The sequence below is a fragment of the Propionibacterium acidifaciens DSM 21887 genome, from assembly GCF_000426605.1.
GTDB lineage: Bacteria > Actinomycetota > Actinomycetes > Propionibacteriales > Propionibacteriaceae > Propionibacterium > Propionibacterium acidifaciens.
The window spans coordinates 1-23,892 of record NZ_AUFR01000009.1 but is presented as its reverse complement, the minus strand read 5'-3'; the positions used below and the strand labels follow the sequence as shown (position 1 = coordinate 23,892).

The window sequence follows — 23,892 nt, the reverse complement described above, 5'->3', positions numbered from 1 at the left end:
ATGGCGCTCTCCAACTCCTCGTCTGCCCAGCTGCGGTCGAGTGCTCTCACCGCTGTACGCGGAGCCACTTGGCGCAACAATCTGCGCCTGATGCGCAATTCCGCCTCGTTGGTCTCGGCGCTGGTGATCCCCGGCATGTCGATGCTCGCTTTCTGGGTGGTCTTCGGTCACGCTGCTAGTGGCTCCGGTTTCGACTACGCCCTTTTCCTCATGGCGGCTGCCATGTTCCAAGCTGTCATGTTTACCGCCGGGGGATCGGCGATGGCCTTGGCCGTCGACGTCGAGTCGGGGCTTCTGGCCCGGGTTCGCGCGATGCCGGTCCACGTCCTGAGCGTGATCATGGGGCGCATGATCTGCGATCTGATCCGCTCGATCCTCTCCCTGTGTACCGTGATCGCCCTGGGGCTGCTGTGCGGGGCTGAACCAGCGAGTTGGTCCGGGCTGGCCTTGGCATTCCTCGTCGCCTTAGCGATGGGTGAGGTACTGGTGCTGGTCTTCTCCGGGCTAGCCCTGCGCTCGAGACAGCCGGTCCAGATGGCTGGACTCATCCAAGGCGTGGAACTTCCCCTGCTCATGGTCTCGACGGCCTTCATCCCGTTGAGCACGCTGCCTGATCGTCTGGAACCGCTCATCGCCCACATGCCCTTCTCCCCGATGATCGATACGAACCGGGCCTTGCTCAACGGTGAGACGCCCGGCGACTCGGGCTGGGAGGCGCTGGTATGGCTGACCGGCGGGCTCGTTCTCGGCGCCTGGTGGGTCTCGCGAACCTTCAGGAGGTCGGTATGAGTAGCGGCGAGCAGAACCACATTGGATGGGCGGGCGCGGTCGCTGTGCACGCCGGGCGTCTGCTGAGGCGCTGGCGCAGATCGCCCGTGACGATAGGCGCCGCGCTCGGTGTGCCCGTGGTCATGATCGTGATCATCAGGGTGATGTTCGCTGGCATGGTCGAGCAGTTCAGCGGCGCTGAGATGGACATGACCGGTGTGGCCGTCATGGTCGGCGTCTCCCAGGCGTTCACTGGGGGCCTGCTCGGTGCAGGGGCGATCGTCCAGGAGCGTCACGAGGGGCTGCCGCAGCGCCTCGCCAGCATGCCGGGACCGCGCAGTGCGGCGATCGTCGGGCGTATCCTCGCCGAGGCAGCGCGTGCCTTCGCTACAACACTGGCGGCCGTGGCCCTCGGTCTTGTCCTCGGCGCGGAGTTCGGTGGTGCGGTGCATCTGCTGGGCGTGCTCGTCGTCTTGGCGTTCGTCGCGGTCTCGGCCGGTGCTGTGGGCGTCATGCTCGGTCATCTCGTGGAGACCCCGCAAGGCGCCTTCAGCTTCGCGCCGCTGGTGATGGCCGCCATGTTCTTCAACACCGCCATGATGCCCCGCGAGATGTACGCGGCTGTGCTGCGCCCCCTCGTCGACGGTTCACCGATCACCGCTGTCATCGAACTCGTCGATGCGATCATCGGCGGGGGCCTTGAAGGCCAGCAGTTGCTCGTCTTCGTCCTCTGGTTCGGCGGTCTCGTGGCGCTCAGCCTCTTGGCGCTGCGGCGCCGGGCAAGCGGTCTGCGGCGTTGGGTCCTGTGATGAGCAGTTCGTCCGCGGCGCGGGAGCCCCGCTTCGAGTTCGCCTCCTCAGGGCGTCATCTGGTCGCCACCGGAGTCGTGCGGCACGTCGAGCCGCGCTCATGGGTCGGTACCGGGGTTGCCAGGGCCGTCGAGGAGGTGCTGGCTGCTCCCCTTGAGGCCCCCCAGCTCGTGGTGGGGGTGCTTCCCTTCGACAGTGCAAGGCCGGGGATGCTCTACCGTCCTGCGGAGGCCTGCTGGAGGAGTTGCGCTTTTCCCGGTCGGCCCGAGCCCTTCGCTCCCTCTGCGTCCACGACCGCCGTCACCGATCGGCGGCCCAGTCACGAGGGCTATCGGTGCCTTGTCGCCAAGGCCGTCGAGACGATCCGCTCAGGGGAGCTGGACAAGGTGGTTCTGGGGCGCTGCGCGACGGTGTGCGCAGCGGCCCCCTGGGATCCTCAGTCGGTCTTCGTCCGACTCGGGATACAGAATCCAGACGCCTTCGTCTACCTGATTGACGTGCCCGGAGGCTATGACGGCGAGTTCGCCCAGGAAGGGGTCTTCCTGGGCGCCAGCCCCGAACTTGTGCTGTCCTGCTCGGGTTCACGGGTGCGCACTGTGCCTTTGGCCGGCACCACCGCCCGCTGGAGTGAGCCCGAGCGGGACGAGCGGGCCTCCGAGGCCCTCCTTGAGTCTGGGAAGGACCTGGCTGAGCACTCATATGTCGTACGGGCGATCGCCAGGGTCTTTCGCGCGCGCACCGATGATCCGAGGATCCCCTCGCGTCCACGACTGGTGCCCACCCCGGCCGTGTGGCACCTTGGCACCGAGATTACGGGAACGCTCAGGGGCGGAGCCAGCCCCTTCGAGTTGCTCTATGAATTGCATCCCACGCCGGCCGTGTGCGGCTGGCCCCATGAACGTGCGCGCGATTTCATCGTCGACCACGAGGGGTTCGACAGAGGCCTCTTCGCGGGGCTGATCGGATGGATCGACGCTGATCGGAACTGCGAGTGGGCGCTGGCCCTGCGCGGAGGTGTGCTCCGCGGGGACCGGGCGACGATGTTCGCAGGAGCCGGCGTCATCGCCACCTCCGAACCAGAGGCAGAGCTGCGCGAGACCGCAGCCAAGATGCGGACCTTCCTGACGGCCCTCGGCGGGCAGGAGGGCAGAACCGATCCCTGAGCGGCCGTGCTCGTGCCAACGGCGGGGCCATGGCCGTGAGCGATCGTCGTCTGATTCCTCGCGCGGGCCATTGCGAGGCAAACCAGTCGTCGCCCGATCCCATCCACCATCCGATTCAATGCACAATCGAGGAGTGAACATGGACTCTCGAGAAGAGTCGCAGCGAGAAGAGTCGCAGACTGGCCAGAACGGGCCGGATGCCTTGGTGGGGGCCGAGTCGCCGTGAACCGGCCGGCGGCAGGTCGCCATTGACCGCCGCGTGGATTCTCCGGTACAGGTCTTGCATCCGGGCCCGGGGCAGTCGTGTGATAGCATGCGGTCCACGGCCTGTTCCTTGATTGTTTCTGGTCACGCATTAATTATCTCGGGGCAGGCCGCCCTTCGTCTTCTGCGACACGCCTCCGCGAAATCACCGACAACAACTTGGATCAACCCTATGAATAAGCCTCCCTGTCGGGTGATCCGCGGGCTCGGCCCCCAGGACAGGCTGCTGACCGCCTCCGGGCAGGGTGAGGACGGCACGTCATGAGGGCGCTTGCCGCCGTTCTGGGTTCTGAGGGCGACGTCATTCCCTTTGTGGGCTCCGTGGGCCTTCCGGTTCGCGGCCCGCAGGGTGAGCGGGGTCTGCGTCGTGGCCGTGTCCCGGGCCGCGCGGGCCGATGACGGTCCGCCGTTTCTTCGCGGCGTGGTGGCTGCTCGGAGGCGCCTGCGGGTGTCTGCGGATGACCTTGATGGGTCATTTCGAGGGCGGTCGGGTTCCGCCGCGGAGAGGGCCGGGGCCCGTTTCAGTGGATCGTTGGCCCGGCGAAGCCCGTGGTTCTCCTGCTCCGGCTCCTTGGTGCGTTTTGCCTCAGTCGTCCTCGGGCCGGGCTCGATGCCCTTGTCGGTGTCGGCCTGCTCGACCCGGGCGCGCAGTGGCTCCACCCCTGCAGCCGGTCTGGTCGGTCCACCTGCTGGGCCGTCCCGTGCGTCGTGCCGAGCTCCTTGCGCCCGTCGTACCAGTCGGGCAGCCCGTGCCTTCTCCTCGGGCGGGTACCGCCGCCGTGTCGGCCTCCCCGACGTGCTCTTGCCTCCCATGACCCCGTCCTCGTCTCCAAGATCAGGAGCCCCCAAGCAACCCAAGACGACTCAGACGGGCCAGGACGAGCTGGAAGAAGGCCCCGTCACGGGTCTGATCGAATCCCAACGCCGACCACGCCACCTGCACAACACCGACCAGTACGGCCGAGCCGCCGCGGTCACCACCGCCGGGTGCGTCACCGCGGCAGCGTCGAACTCCACCATCTGCTGGTCCGGCGCGGTCAGTCCGGCTCTCCCGGCGGCCATCAACGAGACCGGTCCGGCCTCGTCATGGGCCGAGCCGAGATGCTCCACGACCCGGTTGGTGCGGCCGTCCCTGGCCACGATCTGCACGGCCGTCGCCCCCGACGCGGTCCTCACCCTCCGCAAGAGCGGACCCACCCACCGGATCCCACCCCGCCATCAGTGACCCACACCACCCACCCAAAACGTCCTGACAAGCAACAAAGCACACCAGAAACACCCAAGCCGCCTCAAGAGGCCCAATTCAGGTCTGAGACATCGTTGACTGCAGTGTTGAGCTTAGGTAAGCTTTACCTAACTTACATCCAGACTGCCTCTTCGTTTCAGGGGAAGCGGATGACGGGGCTTGAGTTCGCCGCATCCGATGCGTCCGTGGCCCAGTTGCTGATGTGTGAAGGAGTCAATGTGGGGAGCAGTGCTCGAGGACGTCGAATCGGTGTCATCGGTTCGCACGGAGCCGTCGGTAGGGCCCTGCTCGAACTCCTGTGCGCCGAGGGGTGTGAGGTCATCTGCGGCAACAGGACCAGGAGAACGCCCGATGAGGACACCCTCTTCGTCGACGCTCACAAGGCAGACAGCGTGCGCGAGTTCGCCCGAGGCTGCGCGGTGGTGGTGAACTGCGCCGGGCCTTCGTGCCTAATCAAGGACCGTGTCGCCGCTGCGCTGCCTGCAGATGCGATCTACGTCGACCCCTTCGGAGGGAATTGCTTCGAGCACTACGCAGGGGTCTGCCCCAGCATCATCAATGCGGGCTGCACTCCCGGACTGGCGGGCCTCCTGACGAGGCATCTGGCGGGGTCCTTCGACGAGTGCACCACAGCGGTCGTTTGCTGCGGCGGAAGGGAACAGGGCGGCCTCGCCGGTTTCGCTGACGTCATCCTCAGCACCCGCGACGGATACGGTCATCCTGGTCAGATGCTGGTGGAGGGGCGTGTCTGCCCCCATGTCGAGAGCGACTGGCAGATGCAGGACACCGCCTCCTTCCCGCAGGAACCGGAGAACCTGCGTTCTCCCTTCGTCACCGACGAGCTGTACAGGGTGGTTCGTGACTGCGCCATCGCGCAGCTAGCCGGATTCCTGGTGATCCCCGATCAAGCTTCACTGCAGCTGCTCCTGAAGGCCATGAGCCTCAGCGAGAGTGGTGAGCCTGAAGAGCTGATGAGATTCTTCGCACAGATCGACGCCGCCAAGTCGGGGCTAGACGAGGACAGGAAGAACTGGTCCGCCATGCAGGTGAGCGCGCGCGGACACACGGCGGGCGTGCTCGAGCGGAGTTCTGTCGCCGTGTGCTCCGATGACAGCAGCGAGCTGACGGCAGTCGTGCTCGCGCAGACCGTGCTCCGTGCACTCGAGACCGGCTGCCCCCCGGGAGCCCACTGGGCCTACCGCTTCCTGGAGGTCGAACCGGTGATGGGCGCGCTGCGGCAGGCTGGCATGCGGCTGAGCGAGAGCGGGCCGGACGAGCTGATGACAGAACGCCATCAGCATGCCGGGGCGGTCGAGTCCGGGTTCCTGTGAGCCCCTCCCCGCCGGACCTCGTCCCTCACCGAACCGTCGCGCCCCGGCCCGGGTGCCGCGGTGATCGTGCTCTGCCCGAGAAGGAAGGCGCATTATGAACAGAACACGCGTGGTCGTGTGCGGAACCACCTTCGGCCGCGTCTACGTGGCGGGTGTCCGCCGACTTCCCGAGCACTACGAACTGGTCGGCATACTCTCGCGCGGGAGCGAGCAGTCCCGCGCCTTCGCCAGCCGGCAGCGGTTGCCGCTGTTTACCACGATTGAGGAGCTGCCCGAGTTCGATATGGCTTGCGTGGTGGTCCGCTCGGGCATCGTGGGCGGCAAGGGTTCCCAGCTGGCCAGGCGTTTTCTTGCGGACGGTCGGCACGTCGTTCTCGAGCACCCGATCCACCGTGACGACGCGGTGGAGTGTTATCGCGAGGCAGCCAGGAGCGGCGGCGCCTTCTTCATCAACCCCTTCTACCGTCACAGCCCCACCATTGCGAGCTATCTGGAGATGGCGCGGGTCCTGCGCGAGGACCACGGGATCCTTGGCGTCGAGGCCGAGTGCAGCATCCACTTCCTCTTCTCGATGATTGACCTCGTAGGTCGGATCACCGGTGGTTTCACGCCTTGGGAGATCCAGGCGCAGGGCACCGTCGCCGGCGTGCTTACGCAGCTGGGCGGATCCTTCAGGGGTGTCCCCGTGAGCCTGCGCGTCGTCAATCGGATGAATCCTCTCAACCCCGATGACTTCGCCCATGTGGGCCATCGGATCACCGTTTTCACGGTGACGGGCAATCTTGTGCTGACCGAGACCGATGGGCAGATCATCTGGCACCCCAATGTCACAACCCCCCGCACTACGGAGGGTCTCTTGGAGATCGAGGCCGACGAGGCCCTGAGCACCGTCCGGTTGCATGAGAGCCTCGCCGTCGAGACCGAGGTGACCAGGCGCTGCCAGTTCGAGCGCATCTGGCCCTCAGCCGTTGCCGGATTCCTCGATGCGCTCCGCCAGGAGACGGGTAGCCCGGCGGCTCGGGCCCGCGAGGCCGAGTACATGCTGACCCTCTGCGCGGTGTGGGCCCATGCAGGCCAGCTCATGGGCCCGGCCGAACCGTTGGGTGCTGAGACACCTCCCCGGTTCCTTTCCCTCGCGCACCTCACGGAGCGGATGCCAGATGGCGCACCCAGATGACGGTGCCCAGAGCGACTCGCTCGTGATTTCGAGAATGTCAGGAGAGCTTTCAGTGAACATCGCAATACTGGTTGAAGAATTCCAGCAGCGGGGCATCGTCCTGTGGGCCAACGGGGACAGACTGGGCTACCGGTCACCCAAGGGCGCGCTGGGCCCAGCAGACCTGGCGAGCCTGAGGAGTCACAAGGCCGAGATCCTTGAGTACCTGAGGGCCGAGAAAGCTATCGAGCATGATAGCGCCGCGCGCTTCATGCCCTTCGGGATGACGGACATTCAGCGGGCCTACGCCACCGGCCAGCACGCCGGCTACGAACTCGGTGGGACCGGCTGCCACAGCTATGCGGAGTTGCGCACACAGCCAGTGGGGCGCGAGAGGCTGGAGAGGGCTTGGCACGAACTGATCCGCCGCCACGACATGCTCTCGGCATTCGTGCTGCCCCCGGACTCGCTGCGGGTTGTCCCTCCTGAGGAACTGCCCGTCGAGAGGATGCCGCGGCTGGAGGAAATCGATCTGCGTGGCCATGATCCGCAGTCGCCTGACGAGGAGCATTTGCGCCACCGCCGCGAGATGGAGGAGCGGAGCTATCCGCTGGGAGCTTGGCCCCTTCACTGCTTCCGGATCCTCCAGTTCGAAGAGTGCAGCATCTTGCAGTTCTCGATCGACATGATCATCGCCGATTTCATCAGCGTCTCGGTCATGGTCGAGGAACTGATGGACCTCTACGAGGGCAAGCCGCTGGAGCCCCTGCCTCGGGCTACCTTCAGGGACGTCCTGGTTGCGCGGGCTATCCGCGAGGAGACCCCGGCCGGGCGCGCCGAGTACGAGAGCGCGAAGGAGTACTGGCTCGGGCGTATCGGGTCCATGCCGGAGAGGCCCTCATTGCCGATTCTCACCGCCCCGCAGAGATGCGAGGGGGAGACGGTCCGCTTCACCCGTCATAGCTGGCGGTGCGGCCCTGCCGAGTGGGCCTTGCTGGTGGAACGGGCCGCTGCCTTCGGCGTGACACCGTCGAATGTGCTGCTGACCGCCTACATCGATGTCATCCGGCGCTGGTCCTCCCAGCCGGAGTTCTGCGTGAACATCACCTCGATGAACCGCGGTGATGAGCTCCCGGGCGTCGAGCGCATCATAGGGGACTTCACCGAGGTGAGCGTTCACGCCAGCCGCCGGGAGACCGGTAGCTTCCTTGAGCGGGTGTGCAAGACCCAGGAGCAGCTCGTCGACGAGCTTTCTCACTCGGCGTTCGGCGGCCTCGACGTACTGCGCGAGCTCGGCCGGGCCAGAGGCGGAAGTGCCGTCGTGCCGATCGTCTTCACCGGGGCGCTGGGTGCCGGTCTGCGACGCAGGGAAGGACGAGCCCTTGAACTCGTCCATGGCGTCAGTCGCACACCGCAGGTCTGGATCGACTGCCAGGCCTTCGAGGAGGCCGGCGGTTGCAACATCAACTGGGACGTCCGCGAGGGCATCCTCGCGCCCGCGGTCCTCGAGGCTATGTGGGAGGCCTTCACCGAGGCGCTCGAGCGGCTGCTCGGCGCCGAGGAGGAGCCCTGGCATGCCGAGGACATCGTGCAGCTGGGCGAGCGGCAGCAGCAGGTGCGTGAGCGGATCCACCGGAGAGACGCGCCGCTGGCGCCCCGGACACTCCAGACTGGTTTCTGGGGAAGGGCCCAGAGCCAGCCCGAGGCGTGCGCACTGGTGTGCGGCGGCGAGAGCTTCAGCTATAGCGAGCTCGCCGGCCACGTCCAAGCCGTGGACGCGCAGCTGTCCGGGGTTGGCAGAGGGGACCGGGTCGCGATCGTCCTGGGTAAGGGCGTCTGGCAGGTGGCGGCGGTTCTCGCCGTCGTCTCCAGAGGAGCGGCCTATGTCCCCGTCGACCACGACCAGCCGTCGGCGCGCCAGCGCCGGATGATCTCGCTGTGCCGCCCCCGGGCGATCATCGCCGATGCGAACTATCGCGCGACGGACGGGCAGCTGGCCGTCGTCGACGTCGACGCATTGGGCCCACTGTCCTGGGACGGGACGGTTCCGGTGGCCGGTCCGGCGGAGGACACGGCCTACATCATCTTCACCTCCGGCAGTACGGGAACGCCCAAGGGCGTCGTAATGACACACACCGCCGCCATGAACACGATCGAGGACGTCAACCAGCGCCTCGCGGGAGCAACTCCGCGGACGGTGCTCGGCCTGTCCAAGCTGTCCTTCGATCTGTCCGTCTACGACGTCTTCGGGACCTTCGCGAGCGGGGGATGCCTCGTCTTGCCCCTCGAGTCCGAGGCGAAGGACCCGAGCAGCTGGATCGAACTGATGCGCACTTGGCGGGTGGACACCTGGAACTCGGTGCCCGCCCTGTTCCAGATGCTCCTGGCCGAGCGCGTGGCTGCTGGCCTGGCACCCGATGAGATTCTTGGGCTCGTCCTGCTCTCGGGTGATCTCATTGCCCGCACCCTGCCCGCCCAGGCCGCTTCGCACTTCCCCCGCGCCGAACTCGTGAGCCTCGGCGGGGCCACGGAGGGAGGGATCTGGTCGATCCACCATCGGATGAACGGCCACACCGGCGAGGAGAACATCCCCTACGGCAGCGCCCTGTCCCGTCAGGGCATGTACGTACTCGACGCATTCATGAACGAGTGCCCCGACGGGGTCAGGGGTAGGATCCACATCAGCGGCGAGAGCCTCGCGAGCGGCTACTTCAACGATCCCGAGACCACGGAACGCAAATTCTTCTTCTCGGCCAAGCAGGGCCGCCGTCTCTACGACACCGGCGACATCGGCAGCTACCGCCCGGACGGGGTGATCGACTTCCACGGCCGGGCGGACACCCAAGTCAAGATCAACGGCTACCGGGTCGAGATCGGTGAGATCGAGGCCGTCCTTGAAGAGCACCAGGACATCGGCCGTGCCGTCGTAGTCGTGGAAGAGACAGACGGCCGTAAGAAGCTGAGGGCCTTCGTGACGCCCGCCCAGCAGCAGGGCTCTTCTGCGGCAGATGAAGAGCGGGCGGACACACCCGAGGCGCTGGGCGCGGCGCTGCGTGAGCGCTGGTCCTCGGGTGACGCCGGCGGTCCCGACGCCGCATGCTATGCGGCATGGACGAAGGCCGGCAACGAGGCCGCCCTGGCCGCTCTGCTGGCGGCCTTCGTCGAGGCTGGGCTTTTCACCGAGCCAGGGGCGGTTCATTCCCAGGAGCAGATCGTCGCCAGGCTCAGGCCCGATCCCGAGTACCGGGAGCTGGTGGGTCGCTGGCTCGGCATGCTCACGGCTGAGGGCGTCCTGCAGGCCGACGAGGGGGGCTTCACCCTCACGTCCGAGAGCCTCGAGCACTACCGCATGGCCGAACGTTGGGACCACTTCGCGGCCATGGAGGCCCGGGTGCTCAACAGCTCCGCTCTGTTCGAGTACCAGCATTACGCGGCGGGCACACTGCTGCGCCAGATCCGTGGCGAGGTGAATCCTCTTGAGCTGTTCTTCCCCGGCGGCAGGACCGACAACGCCCACGCCATCTACGCGGAGAACAGGATCAGCGAGGCCACCAATGCGGCCGTCGCGGAGGCGGTGGCGAGAGTCGCCGAGTCACGCGGGGACCGCCCGATCCGTGTCCTGGAGATCGGGGCGGGCGTGGGCGCCAGCACCACGTACATCCTGCCTAAGCTCCCCGAGAACATCGCGGAGTACCGGTTCACCGATTTGTCCACCTTCTTCCTGCGCAATGCGAGGGAGAGCTATCGCGACTACGGCTTCATGAGCTACGGGCTCTTCGACATCAACGCCGAGTGTGCCGGGCAGGACGTCGAGCTGGGCGCCTACGACGTGATCGTCTGTGCGAACGTCCTGCACAATGCGGTGAACATCGACCAGACCTTCGCCCGGCTGAACCAGCTGCGGCGGCCCGACGGCGTGATCGTCATGATCGAACCGGTCACCGAGCTTTACGCCGCGCTCATCTCGATATCGATCAAGATGAGCCTGGTCGAGTTCACCGATGTGCGCGCCGACGGCCATCGGGTCTTCCTCGACGAGGAGCAGTGGGAGGGAGTCTTCACCAGGGCGGGACTGCGCAGGATCGCCGAGTACCCCGGCCGGTTCGACCCGCTGCGCGAGTGCGGCCAGCGCCTGTTCGTCCTCACCGAGCCTGGTGCGCGCAGGATCGACGAGGAGGAGCTGACGGGCTTTCTGCGCGAGATGCTTCCCGGCTACATGGTGCCCGCATCCCTCACCGTGATGGACGCGATGCCGTTGAGTGCGAACGGGAAGATCGATAGGAAGGCTCTCCTGAGCTCGTTCACGTCCCGTCAGGAATCCGAGGAGCAGCCGCTCGCCGCGCCCCAGGGGGGGTTGGAGGAGCGGATCGCGGCCCTGTGGCGCGATGTCCTCGAGAACGAGCGGATCGGCCGCGACGAGGACTTCTACGCAGCCGGTGGCGACTCGCTGCTCATGGCCAAGGCCGTCACAAGGATGCGCCAGGAGATCGACGCGCTGAAGGACCAGAGCTGGGATCTCATCATGCGTGAGATGCTCAAGAAGCCCACGGTCGCCGGGATCGCCGAGGCCCTCGGTGGTGGGGCGGTTGAGGTCTCCGACCCCCAGACGACCGCCGATACCGTGGTCGCCACAGATGGAGCGCGGGTGGCTCCGAGCGGCCCTGCCGTCTCGTCGCCTTCTGCGGCTGCTGCTGGTGCACAGCGCCTGCACGTCTACGGGCTCGGGGAGGACCAGGGCTCGTGCCGGGCCTTCTTCCACGCCGGTACCGGGCGCATCAAGGACTACGATCTCCTGGTTCCGGCGCTCATGGAGCGCAGCCCCGCAACGGCCCACGTCGGTTTCACCTCCGGTGACGCCGACGAGTACCTGGCCAGTCCCACTGATGCTCTCATCGCCGAACGGGCGCGCCTCTACGCACAGGACCTGCTGGAACTGGACATGGACAGCTACGAGCTGGTCGGCTACTGCATCGGAGGCTTCTTCGCGTTGGAGACGGCGAAGATCCTCACCGAGCTGGGGCGCCGGGTCTGCAGGGTGGTCGCGGTGAGCACCCATCTGTGCCCGCACCGCATCGCCAACGAGATGCTGTGCGAGTTCGCCTACGGGTGCGTCGTCGAGGCCGACCCACGGGCTCTCGGCGCTGATTTCAGCATCGAGTTGCTCCGTGAGGGCCTCGAACACATCCTCGGTGGCCAGAACAGGGACATCACGGACGAGGAGCTGTGCGCCCTCGACGGCCGCTACGCCTCGCTCGGCTCCTATTTCTCTGCCTGCTCGCGCATGTCGCCGAAGCATCGACGCCGGCGGATCTACGAGACGGTCAAGGGCTACGAGAACGATGCAGGCAGCGCCCGAGCCATGCTCGAGATCCTCTACGACGTCTTCCGGCACTCCCTGCGCGGGACGATCGGATACCGGCCGGATGTCTACTTGGGCACGGTGCTCGCTCTGCAGCCCGAGCGCGGAGTCGATGGCTTCTATCCCTCGCTCGGCGGCGACGTCGACTGGCCCAGCACCGTCCTGGGGCAGCTGCGGACCGGGATCATCAGTGGTTCGCACTCCGACTGCCTGACCGAGGAGAACTATCGCTCGATCCTGACCCACTTCGAGCAGGACCAGGGGGATTGACAAGCATGGCCAGGATCGGACATGTCATCTACAAGGCGGACGATCTGGAACAGGCCGTGGCCGAGTTCCGCGCCGAGGGTTTCGAGGTCGAGTACGGCAAGGCCAAGGACCCGCACAATGCGCTGATCTACTTCTCCACCGGCCCCTATGTGGAGATCATCGCGGGGATCCACATGCCTGCCGTGGTGCGCGGTGCTCTCGCGCTCACAGGGCACCGGCGCATGGTCGAGGACTATGACCGCTTGGCGCAGGCCCCGCAGGGCTACAGCCGGATCGTCTTCGAGGTCGAACGCGAGAAGTTCACGGCCCTGGAACATCTGTGCGCCGTGCACGACCGGTCAACGGTGATCTCGCCGGTCGCCAGGAAGGACCCGCACGGGCGTCGGCTCTCCTGCCGCTGTCTGGTGCCGGACGATTGGAGTGTGCCGATGTTCGTCACCCCGTTCGCGGTGGACACGCACCGCGCATCAGCCCATCCCAATGGTTTCACGCGGATCGAGGAGATCCGCTACGCCGGAAGCGAGACAGCCGTGGGAATCTGCCTGGGCGCGCAGGCCGAGGAACGACTCAGGTGCAGCATCGGGGACGGCACCATCGAGGTGAGTTTCGCATGAGTGCCGGGGCGCGGATGAGGGCACAGGAGATCCTTGACGCCTATGAGGCGAGCGGTCATCTGCGCAGGAGGAGCCTGTGCGAGGAACTGCACGAGGTCTGCCTGCGCCACAGCGAGCGCCGCGCCGTCGTCGCCCCAGACGCAGAGCTGAGCTATCGGCAGCTGGACCTGACGATCGCGCACTGGGCCCGGGCATTCCTTGAGGCGGGGCTGTCGGGAGGAGACCAGGTGCTCGTGCAGCTGCCGAACAGCGCCGCCTATCTGGTGAGCCTGTTCGCGCTCATGAGGATCGGCGCCGTCCCGACGCTCATGCTGCCCTCACACCGTCACAGCGAACTGGTCCGGCTGGCCCGGCAGCTTCGTCCCGTCGCCTACATCGGGGGGCGGGACCAGCTCGGATTCGACTGCGTCGCGATGGTCGAGGAAGCCGATCCGCAGGAGCTGGGCATCCGTCTCCTCTACGCCGACGCTGGCCCTGAGCACGCCGGACCCGCGCCGTGCCACCGACTGCCCCCGCTGCCTGGGACGGCCGATCCCGAGCCCCCGCCGCTGCCGGTGGCCGGGCCTGGACACCGGGACGCGGCCCTGAATCTGCTCTCCGGGGGCACGACGAGCGAACCCAAGATCATCCCGCGGGTGCACGAGGCCTATGCCTGCAATGCGAGGGCGGCCGCTCTGCGCTGCGGCATCGGTCCCGACAGCGTCTACCTTGCGGTGCTCTCGAGCTCCCACGACTTCCCTCTGGCGCAGCCGGGCGTCCTGGGGACGCTGCTGTGCGGCGGGACCGCAGTGATGTGCGCCAGCGCCGCCTTCGACGAGGCCTTCGCCGCGATCGAGGCCAACCGGGTGACAGTGACTGCGATCGTGCCAGCCGTCGCCCAGCTGTGGAACGAGGCCCTGGAGTGGTACCCAGCCCAGCTGTCCAGTCTCCGGCAGATCCTCATCGGGGCAGCCAGGCTCGATGCGAAGCTGGGGCGTTCGCTCATGGCCAGGACAGGTGCGCTGATCCAGCAGGGATACGGGCTGGGCGAGGGAATCACCACGTTCACCCGCCTGGACGATCCGGAGCTGGTGGCCCTCGGCACCCAGGGGACGCCGATCTCGGACGGTGACGTCCTGCGGATCGTCGACCCGCAGGGCAGACAGCTGCCCGCCGGTGTCGTCGGCGAGATCATCGAGAAGGGCCCCTACACCTTCCTTGGCTATCACGGCGCCCACGCCGATGACGACTGCTTCACCGCCGATGGTTTCCTGCGGACCGGCGACCGTGGCTATCTGGATGCCGACGGCAATCTCGTCGTCTGCGGCCGCGTCGTTGAGCAGATCAACCGGCTGGGGGAGAACGTCTCCCCGCACGAGATCGAGCACCTCCTGGGGCTGATCGGTGGCGTCCGCGAGGCTGCGGTCTTCGGCGCACCCGATGAGGAGCTGGGGGAGCGGACGGTGGCGGTCGTCGTCACCGACGGGCCCCTCGGCCGGCGGAGGGTCATGAAGGACTTCGAGGAGCAGGGTATTGCTCGCTACAAAGTGCCCGACGAGGTCATCGTCGTCGATGCGATCCCCCGGACCAACATCGGCAAGGTCGACAAGGAAGCGCTCCGCGCGATGACCCAGCAGCGGACCGAGCGGACAGACTGAGGAAGGACAGAGGTGCTCACCAAGGACGAGATCCGCGAGAGGCTCGCGGCGTCGGTCTCGGCGATTCTTGGCGCCGAGACCGAGATCGCTGGCACGGACAATCTGCTCACACTGGGGCTGGAGTCCCTGCCGACCATGAGGTTGCTTGCCGGATGGATCAAGCAGGGCTACCGCGTCTCCTTCGGCTCGTTCATGCGCCGTCCCACGCTCGCCGAATGGGTGCAGCTGCTCGTCGAGGCCTCCCCGGGCGAGCCTGCCGACGGCTCGGCTGAAGGGATGGCCATGGCGTTCGCGCAGTCGGGGCCCCAAGACCCTGCCGATGCCGGGATCGGTCAGGGCGCGGAGCCGCCCGAGGCCGCGGGGGCGCGCAGTGATGCCGAGCCCTTCGACCTGACGGACGTGCAGTACGCCTATTGGATCGGCCGCAGGCAGGGGCAGTACATGGGCGGTGTCGGCTGTCACGGCTATGTGGAGGTCGAGACCGGCTGGCTGGACCCGGCCCGGCTGGAGGCTTCCTGGGAGACGCTGCTGCGCGCCCATCCCATGCTGAGGGCCTGCTACACCGACGACGGCAGACAGTACGTGCGCGCCGAACCGGCCGACGCCTCCGTGGCCATCCATGATCTGACCGGCCTGGGCGCCGATGAGCAGCAGGCGGCGCTACTGGAGATGCGCGAGGCGTTGTCCCACCGGCTCCTGGCCATCGACGAGGGGCAGGTGTGCTGCCTGCAGCTGAGCCTGCTCGATGAGAACAGGGCACTCCTGCATTTCGACATCGACCTGTTGGTCTGCGATGTGCAGAGCTTCCAAATCATCTTGCGCGATCTCGCGCACCACTACGCGACGGGCGAGGCGCCCCGGACCGACCCAGAGTGGAGTTTCGCGGACTATCTGGAGACCAGGGCGCGTGAGGGCGCCGAGGACGTCGAGCGGGACAGGCAGTACTGGCTCGCGCGCATCGACGAACTCCCCTCAGGCCCGCGGCTGCCCCTGCGCCGGGGCGGGAAACCTGCCGCGGCTCCGCGTTTCGTGCGCCGCTGTCACAGCTTCGACCGGAGCAGCTGGAGGGCCCTGCGCACGGCCTGCGAGCGGCACGGCACGACACCGGCGATGGTGCTCCTGACTGCCTATGCGCGCACGATCGGGCAGTGGAGCGAGGAGAAGCGCTTCCTCATGAGCGTTCCGCTGTTCAACCGTGACAGCGATCCCGCCATCGAGGACGTCGTGGCGGACTTCACCACCCTCACCCTCACCGACGTCGACCTGAGCAGCCGACGGTCCTTCGTCGAGGACCTGCGCGCCATCCAGGAGTCCTTCTACGAGGACGTCGTCCACTGTGGCTACTCGGCGGTCCGGGTCCTGCGCGATCTGCGTGCCCGACGCGGCGAGCAGTTCCTCGCGCCTGTCGTCTTTTCCTGCAATCTCGGTGAGCCGCTGGTGAACGAGGAGTTCGTGGAGACCTTCGGCGAGATCGGCTATATGATCTCGCAGACCCCGCAGGTCTGGATCGATCTGCAGGTCTTCAACACTATTGACGGCTTCACCCTTATCTGCGACGCCGTCGAGCAGATTTTCCCCGAGGGCCTGCTCGACGAGATCGTCGACTGTCTCGTGCGCGAGACCGAGCAGGCGATCGCCTCGCAGCTGGGATCCGCTGGGCCCGTCGAGCCTCGAGGAGTGCTCGCCAGGCGCGCCGAACGCGCCGAGCTGACGAACTGGGCCCTGCCCGAGACCACTCTGGTCCACCAACTGCTCGCAGCGGCTAGCAGATTCCCTGACCGTCCCGCCCTGCGCGCCCACGACGGGCGCACACTGAACCACCGCGAGTTCGTCGAACGCGCGCGGGCCGTTGCTGGCTCACTGGCGGCTGTCGGGTTGCGGCGCGGTGGGCTCTGTGCGGTCATGATGGACAGAGGCCCCGAGCAGGTCATCGCCGCCTTCGGGGTGATGCTCACCGGAGCCGCCTATGTCCCGGTGAATCCTCAGCAGCCGCCGGAGCGGCTCGCGGCCATCCTCTCCTCCCCGCGGATCGGCTTCCTGCTGAGCGATCAGGAGCCCTGGGAACGGTGGTACGAGAACGGTGTGCGCGTCATCGGCTTCGAAGAGGCCCGCCGCGGCAGCGGGGAGCTGTCCCTGCCCAGGCCACGACCGCAGGACCCCGCCTATGTCATCTACACCTCCGGGACCACCGGTGTCCCGAAAGGGGTCGAGATCAGCCACGGAGCCGCCTGGAACACGATCGAGGTGGTGAACCGCCGTCTCGGCATCAGGCCCTATGACCGGGTGCTGGGTGTCTCGGCCTTCGACTTCGATCTGTCGGTCTACGACGCCTTCGGCGTCCTCGCGGCGGGCGGTTGCCTGGTGACCATCGCCGACGAGGCGCGCCGCGACGCCGTCGTCTGGCTGGACCTGGTGGAGTCCTGCCGGATCACCGTGTGGAACTCGGTCCCCACTCTGTTCGAGATGCTTCTGACGAGCGCCGCCGGCGCGCCGGAAAGGCTTGCGAGCTTGCGTCACGTGCTGCTGTCCGGCGACTGGATCGACGTGGGGCTGCCGAGCCGGATGGCCGAGCTCATGCCCGACGGGCACATTCTCGCCATGGGAGGGGCGACTGAGGCCGCCATCTGGTCGAACGCCATCGAACTGACCGGCGCCGTCCCCGAGGACTGGGTCTCGATCCCCTACGGGCGCGCCTTGGAGCACCAGGCCTATCGAGTGGTCGACGCCGAGGGACGGGACTGCCCGGACCACGTGGCGGGGGAGCTGTGGATCGGTGGGCTCGGCGTCGCCACCGGCTATGTCGACGACCCGGAGCTCACTGCGAAGAAGTTCGTGGACGCAGAGGGAAGCCGCTGGTACCGTACCGGTGATCTGGGCTGCTTCTGGCAGGATGGGACCATCGAATTCCTCGGCCGCTCCGACAATCAGATCAAGCTGCGCGGGCACCGGATCGAGCTAGGGGAGGTCGAGGCCGCCTGCGAGGCCCTGTTGCCCGTGACACGGGCCGTGTGCGTCCCCGTGCGGGGCTCGGCCTCGAGCTCGCTGGTCGTCTTTGTCCAACCCGAGCAGCCTCTGGCCCCGGACGGCCCGGAGAGTGGGGGAGCGCTCGAGACGGAGGCTGAGGACGTCGGCCGTATCGATGTCGACGCCGTCCTGGCACCCGTGCTAGCCGACCAGGAGTTGTGCGCCGCGCTCGCGCACGACGAAGCCGTGCAGTGCGGCTACGCCATGGAGACCATGCGCCGATGGACCGCCCAGCTCATCTGCCGGAGGCTCTCCGCCGACGACCGTCTCGTCGCCCTGAAACGCAGCTGGGCGCACTGGCTCGCCGACCGGGACGCCGTGACCGCGGTCCTGCCCAGTGAGGCCGAACGCGCCGAGCTCGATCGCTTCGTGAGGCCCTTCGGCAGGGCCTTCGTCGAGGCGGCGCAAGCCGAGTCACTGGCCGAGTTTGTCCAGAGGCCCGAGGTCGTGCCCGTCGAGGAATTCCTGTCCGGCAGGGCCGTGGGGCGTCTGACGCACGCTGCCATCAGGGAAATCGTGCGCGCGCTCGGGCAGGCGGACGAGGCGGGGATGCGGGTGTTTGAACTGGGCGCCAGACGCCTCCGTGAGTCTCGCGAGTACGCCCAGGCGAGCGGCTCGTCCTCCTATACCATGGCTGACTACTCGCCCTATTATCTCGACCGGATGGACGAGTCCGAGCCCGGCTCCTTCGGGCGGATGCTGTTCACAACTGTCGGGAAGCCGGCCCCGGTGTCGGCCGCCGAGCGCTTCGACCTGGCGATCTGCAATCAGAGCGTCCACCAAAGCACCGACGTCGACGCGAGCCTGCGACGGATCCACGCCCTGCTCGCCGAGCAGGGCCTGCTGCTGCTTGTCGAGCCGATCTCCTCGACGCCCCTGGCCGAGGTGAGCGCCGCCTTCCTCAGCGTGCAGTACAGCGATGCCCGCCAGGGCAGTGGAGAGATGCTGCTCGACGCGCAGGCCTGGCGAGAGGCGCTCGAGGGCGCCGACTTCCGCCTGTTGTCGAGCATCGGGCTGACCGAGTCCCTGATGCTCTTCCTGGCGGTCAGGGCCGGCGGAGCCGAACCGGTGCCTGTGCCGCCCCAGGAATACGAGGAGGCCGTCCGCGTGCTATCGGCCAGACTCCCCGAGTACATGCTCCCCAAGCGGATCATGCGCCTCGGCGAGTTCCCCCTGACCGCGAACGGGAAGGTGGACCAGAGGGCACTTGTGGGGCTCCTCACGCCCGAGAGTTTTCAGGACGAGCCTACGGCGGCCAAGAGTGAGGTCGAGCTGAGCGCCACCGAGGAAGCTCTGATCGGCATCTGGGAAGAGCTGTTGGACGTGGATGCCGGGACGGACAGCGACTACTTCCGGCTGGGCGGGGACTCGCTGGTGGCGACCAGACTCAGGAAGCGGATCGAGGAGCGCTTCGATGTCGACTTCGGGCTGGACATCGTCTTCGACTCGCCCGTGCTGAAGGACATGGCTGCCCGGATCGACTCGCTCGCGGCGCGGACGGGAAGCGGTGACGAACTGCCGGCGATCGTGCACGCCGAGGACCAGTACGCACCCTTCCCCCTCACAGAGGTGCAGCAGTCCTATCTGATCGGCGCCTCGGGAGCCGTGGAGCTTGGTGAGGTGTCGAGCCACTGCTATTTCGAAATGGCCACCGCAAGGCTCGACTTGGCGCGCCTGGAGGACTCCTTCAACGCTCTCGTCGAACGTCACCCGATGCTCCGCGCCGTCGTCTGCGAGGACGGTCTGAGCCAGAGATTCCTGCCGCAGGTGCCGCGCTACAGGATCGCCCATGTCCAAGGGCAGGGTCTACCGGGCACCCAGCGCGTCGAACGAATCCGGCAAGAGATGTCGCGTCAGCGCTTCGACCCGACGCAGTGGCCGTGCTTCGACGTGCGCTACGCGGGCACCGGCGAGGGTGAGGGACGGCTTTTCCTGAGTTTCGACAACGTCTTCATCGATGGCTGGAGTATGTTCCACGTCTTCCGCGAGTGGAAAGAGTTCTACGAGGCTGGGCCCGCTTCGTACGCCGGGCGGACTCCCGCGTACTCCTTCAAGGACTATGTGGAGGCGATGGAACGGCTCCGGGCTAGCGAGGCCTACCAGCAGGACCTCGACTACTGGGAGGACCGCCTGGACCGCATCCACCCGGCGCCGCAGCTGCCGGTCTCGCAGCCCGATGGGGACTTTTCGTCGGCCTTCGTCCGACACAGCGCCCTCGTGGAGCCCGCCGCCTGGCAGGCCGTGAAGGAGGGCCTCCGTCAGGAGGGCCTCACCGAGGCCGCCTTCCTCGCCGAGGTTTACGCGGAGACGCTGGCCCGATACAGTGAGGAGCCGGGGCTCAGCATCAATTTGACACAGTTCGAGCGCACTCCCTTCGCGCCGGAGGTCGACGCGATCGTCGGCGATTTCACGAGCCTGTCGATCCTGAGCGTCGACACTCGCAGCGGCGCCTCCTTCAGCCAGCGGGCCAGAGCCCTGCAACGGCGGATGTGGCGCAATTTGGCCCACAGCCATGTCAGCGGGGTGAGCGTCGAACGCATGCTCAACCGGCAGCGCCGATCGCAGATCACCATGCCGGTGGTTTTCACCTGCGGCCTAGGGGTGGTCGAACGCGATGCGTCCACCAGCCCCTATCTCGGCGTCATCGACTACGGGCTCTCCCAGACGCCCCAGGTGTGGATGGACCTGCAGGTCTACGAGGACGACGGGGGGCTGGTGCTGAACCTCGACGCCGTCGAGGCCCTCTTCCCCGAGCAGATGGTGGACGGGATTTTCCGCTCGCTGGTGCAGGCGGTGGAGTCCCTCGCCAAGGGATTCGCAGCGCAGCCGCTCTCCTGGGGGCAGGAGACAGTCACAGTCTGCCCAAGCCTCAACCGTGACGGGATCGCGGCGCTCAACCGCACCGGCGTCCTCAGCGAGGACTCCGGGCCGGGTGACGGCACGCAGACGCTGCTCGGGCTCTTCGACGAGGGCCTGCGGGACCACGGTGGGCGCACAGCGGTCATTGACTCCGAGCGCGAACTGTCCTACACAGAACTCGACGAGGAATCGGAGCGCTGGGCCCGGCTCATCGCGGCCGAGTCCCCCGAGCCCGGCTCCCTCGTCGCGATCCTGCTGCCGAAGTCCACCCATCAGATCAGCGCGGTCCTCGGCGTCTTCAAGGCAGGCTGCGCCTATCTCCCCCTGGACCCCACCCACCCGGTGGCGCGCAACAGTAGGATCCTCACCGACGCGGGGGTCGGCATCGTCCTGGTAAAGGACCGTCAGGGGTTGCCCGAGCCTATCGGGCGTGGCCGCGCCGTGATCGAACTTGCCGACGTGATGGGCGGGTTCTCTCCTGTCAGTTCCCCTGCGGCGCCCATCGGGAGCGGACCCGCAGCCGACGGATTGGCCTATGTGATCTACACCTCCGGGACGACCGGTGTGCCCAAGGGGGTCGCGATCGCCCATCGGGCGGTGGTCAACACCATCCGGGACGTCAACGCGAGACTCGGGGCGGGCCCGCAGGACCGTGTCCTCGCTCTGTCCGAACTGAATTTCGATCTGTCCGTCTACGATGTCTTCGGCATGCTCGCCTGCGGCGGCGCGATCGTCATGCCCTCTCTGCAGGGTCTGCGTGATCCTGCGCACTGGTGGGAGCTGACGTGCAGTCACCAGGTCAGCCTGTGGAACTCGGTGCCCTCGCTGTTCTCGATGTACGCCGGACACCTGGCCGACCGGGGACTCGTGGACGAGCATCTGCGGGCGGTGCTGCTGAGCGGAGATTGGATTCCGGTCGACGTGGCGCTGCGCATGGCGGACAGTTTCCGGGACTGCCGTGCATACGGCCTGGGCGGCGCGACCGAGGCCTCGATCTGGTCCAACTGGTATCCGATCAGTGTCGCCGACGCACAACGGCCGAGCATCCCCTACGGCAAGCCGCTGGCGAACCAGCGGATGTACGTCCTGGACGACGCGCTGGAGGACCGTCCCGAGCTCGTGCCGGGCGATCTGTACATCGCCGGCCGTGGGCTCGCGCTGGGCTACTGGAAGGACCCGGTGCGGACCGGGCAGTCCTTCCTCCGGCACCCGAGGACGGGCGAGAGGCTCTACCGCACCGGCGACCAGGCCATGTACGGGCGCGACGGGCAGATCGTCTTCCTCGGACGACGTGACGGCCAGGTCAAGGTCGGCGGCTACCGCATTGAGCTCGGGGAAATCGAGTCGGCCGCTTTGACGGTACCCGGATTGCGGGAGTGCGTCGCCGTCGTCACCAGGGCCGGTGTTTCCGAGCGCACTGCATCGACGACGCGTGCGTCCGAACACACCGGCAATATTGAACTGTACGTTGTGGTCGAGTCTGAGGATGTCCTTGGGCTTGTGGAAGGACGACTGGCCCAGAGACTGCCGCAGTACATGCGGCCCCGACGGATCGTTCCACTCGCCGAGCTCCCACGTACCTGGAACGGCAAGGTTGACAGGGACAGCCTTGAAGCGCAGTCCCAGGAGTCTTTCATGGCTCCGACGGGTCCACGTAATGAACGGGACGCTCGACTCGTCGCGATGTGGTCGAGGCTGCTGGACAGCGACGAACCCGGTATCGACGACGACTTCTTCCGGCTCGGCGGCGACTCGCTCGCCGCGGTCCACTTGGTCAACGCGATCCGCAAGGAGATCTCGGTGGAGATTTCCATCCGGGATGTCTTTGCTCTCCCGACGGTGCGTCAGCTTTCCGATCACATCGAGGCCAGCGTGGGGGCTGATGTCGAGGAGGGGGAGATCTGATGGAGCGACTGACGGAATTCCCCTTCGTCGAGGACACAGGCGCGTCCCGGCTCCGCATGATGTTCTGCTTCCACCATGCCGGCGGTTCCGCCGCGGTCTTCCGGCCATGGACCAAGTACCAGGAACGGCTCATGGTCGTGCCGGTCGAACTGCCCGGCAAGGCGACACGGATCAGTGAGAAACCCGCGACTGACGGGGAGCAGCTGGTGGGCTCGCTCGCCGGGGCCATGGCCGAGATGATCAACGACCAAGAGTACTGCGTCTACGGTCATTCGATGGGCGCGATGCTGGGATTCAAAACGGCGGCGCTCCTCGAGTCTGAGTATGGGATGGTGCCGCGGCTCATGGTCGTGGCTGGCCGCCACGAGCCCCTGCGCAGCCCCGTCAGCCATTTCCACAGCTCTCAGGGCGAGGAGGCGCTGATCTCTGAACTCGTCAGGCTCGGCGGTACCCCCGCCGAGCTGCTCGCCGACCGTGAACTGCTGGGCTGGTTACTGCCACAGATCATTGCCGACTACCGCATAGACGAGACCTTGGTCCACCGGGGGGAGATACTCAGCTGCCCGATTCATGCCCATGTCGGGTGTGAGGACACCGAGACGCCTGCTGAACTCGTGGTCGGATGGCAGGCCATGACGAGTGCGCAGTTCGAGTTGCGGAGCTTCGAGGGGGACCATTTTTTCCCCCACCAGCCGGGAACGGCCTACTACCGGGAGCTTGAGGAGGAGATGTGCGCGAACCCGCGAACGTCGGCACGGCAGCGCCACCGACAGTCGAATCACCCAGGAGATGTGGAGGAGAAGGATGAGCGATGAGGACCATGCGAGGCCGGGCCTTCGAAAGACTGCAGATCACCGATTTTATGACGATCAGCATCTTCTTCCAGCATCTTCTTCGTCGTGAACACGCTAGTGGGCCTGGGCGTGGCTTCCGTGGGGATCACTCCGGTGAGCTATGTGATGGTGAGTCCGTTGCAGGTCTTGGTCCTGGGCATTCCCACCATGCTGTTTTACTCGAAGGTGCGCAAGTCGGGCATGCTGCTGATCCTGTCGGATGAAAGCACAGCTTCCATTGAGCATGAGAACGAAACAATGATTCAGAAGGCCATCGGCAGGCTTATTGAGAACAGAACGGTACTGATCATTGCCCATAAACTACGAGGCTTATTCATAGGGTGTAGGTGAATATGATTCCGAGTATTGTTGTGATGGCGTCCGGGAGGGCGTCGATGGGGCGTCTATAACCGGTTTTGAGGGTTTTCCATGTTTTGAGGTGGGCGATGACTTGTTCGATCCTCCACCTGATCCGGTCGATGGCCCGGTTGAAGTTCTTGTCGGCCTCGGACAGGGGAAGACCCGGGAGTTTCTTGACAGGGGTGATCAGGCCCATCCCGACATACCCTTTGTCCGCGATGTGAGGCACGGAGGAAGAACCCGGATCGTGGGTCGTGGTCTCGCCCGGACCCTCGAGAAGGCCTGATTCGGTGA

General features: G+C 66.5%; 13 protein-coding genes. 11 read left to right on the top strand and 2 right to left on the bottom strand.

Annotation, left to right across the window (positions count from 1 at the left end):
• The 3 genes from K336_RS0104575 to K336_RS14420 are packed head-to-tail and all read left to right on the top strand — an operon-like array spanning position 1 to position 2,740.
• On the top strand, positions 1 to 789 hold the full coding sequence (locus K336_RS0104575) for an ABC transporter permease (protein ID WP_043150296.1): 789 nt from the start codon (positions 1 to 3) through the stop codon (positions 787 to 789).
• The gene (locus K336_RS0104570) at positions 786 to 1,577 is read left to right on the top strand and encodes an ABC transporter permease (protein ID WP_028706408.1); all 792 of its coding nucleotides are present in this window, start codon (positions 786 to 788) and stop codon (positions 1,575 to 1,577) included. Before K336_RS0104575 ends, K336_RS0104570 begins: the two co-directional genes overlap by 4 nt.
• Positions 1,577 to 2,740, top strand: coding sequence for an isochorismate synthase (locus tag K336_RS14420; RefSeq protein ID WP_051245404.1), 1,164 nt, complete (start codon positions 1,577 to 1,579; stop codon positions 2,738 to 2,740). Before K336_RS0104570 ends, K336_RS14420 begins: the two co-directional genes overlap by 1 nt.
• A gap of 1,128 nt (positions 2,741 to 3,868) precedes the next feature.
• Here K336_RS14420 and K336_RS0104560 read toward each other — a convergent pair.
• Entirely contained in the window at positions 3,869 to 4,153 is a 285-nt protein-coding gene (locus tag K336_RS0104560; RefSeq protein WP_155944985.1) for a hypothetical protein, read from the bottom strand.
• Positions 4,154 to 4,399: 246 nt separating this feature from the next.
• Between K336_RS0104560 and K336_RS0104555 the strand changes: the two genes are divergently transcribed.
• The 8 genes from K336_RS0104555 to K336_RS0104520 all read left to right on the top strand — a co-directional run bounded on the left by K336_RS0104555 (position 4,400) and on the right by K336_RS0104520 (position 23,589).
• Positions 4,400 to 5,581, top strand: a complete 1,182-nt coding sequence (locus tag K336_RS0104555; protein WP_211223442.1) for an NAD-dependent epimerase/dehydratase family protein — start codon at positions 4,400 to 4,402, stop codon at positions 5,579 to 5,581.
• A gap of 94 nt (positions 5,582 to 5,675) precedes the next feature.
• Complete coding sequence (locus K336_RS0104550) at positions 5,676 to 6,758, top strand: Gfo/Idh/MocA family oxidoreductase (protein WP_028706405.1); 1,083 nt, start codon at positions 5,676 to 5,678, stop codon at positions 6,756 to 6,758.
• Between the two features lie 52 nt (positions 6,759 to 6,810).
• A complete protein-coding gene (locus K336_RS0104545; RefSeq protein WP_028706404.1) occupies positions 6,811 to 12,366 on the top strand; it encodes a non-ribosomal peptide synthetase in 5,556 nt (1,851 codons plus the stop codon).
• Between the two features lie 5 nt (positions 12,367 to 12,371).
• Complete coding sequence (locus tag K336_RS0104540; protein ID WP_021797253.1) at positions 12,372 to 12,980, top strand: VOC family protein; 609 nt, start codon at positions 12,372 to 12,374, stop codon at positions 12,978 to 12,980.
• The gene (locus K336_RS0104535; protein WP_211223441.1) at positions 12,977 to 14,617 is read left to right on the top strand and encodes an AMP-binding protein; all 1,641 of its coding nucleotides are present in this window, start codon (positions 12,977 to 12,979) and stop codon (positions 14,615 to 14,617) included. The genes K336_RS0104540 and K336_RS0104535 overlap by 4 nt, the downstream gene beginning before the upstream one ends.
• Before the next feature lie 12 nt (positions 14,618 to 14,629).
• The gene (locus K336_RS0104530) at positions 14,630 to 22,405 is read left to right on the top strand and encodes a non-ribosomal peptide synthetase (RefSeq protein ID WP_028706402.1); all 7,776 of its coding nucleotides are present in this window, start codon (positions 14,630 to 14,632) and stop codon (positions 22,403 to 22,405) included.
• A complete protein-coding gene (locus K336_RS14415; protein ID WP_051245403.1) occupies positions 22,405 to 23,220 on the top strand; it encodes a thioesterase II family protein in 816 nt (271 codons plus the stop codon). Before K336_RS0104530 ends, K336_RS14415 begins: the two co-directional genes overlap by 1 nt.
• An 84-nt stretch (positions 23,221 to 23,304) precedes the next feature.
• Positions 23,305 to 23,589 carry an MptD family putative ECF transporter S component gene (locus tag K336_RS0104520; protein ID WP_028706401.1) on the top strand — a complete coding sequence of 95 codons (285 nt, stop codon included), beginning with the start codon at positions 23,305 to 23,307 and terminating at the stop codon, positions 23,587 to 23,589.
• On the opposite strand, the gene K336_RS0104515 is transcribed toward K336_RS0104520, so the two are convergent.
• Entirely contained in the window at positions 23,573 to 23,827 is a 255-nt protein-coding gene (locus K336_RS0104515) for a transposase family protein (protein ID WP_051245695.1), read from the bottom strand. The two genes, K336_RS0104520 and K336_RS0104515, sit on opposite strands and share 17 nt — an antisense overlap.
• Between the last annotated feature and the right edge of the window lie 65 nt (positions 23,828 to 23,892).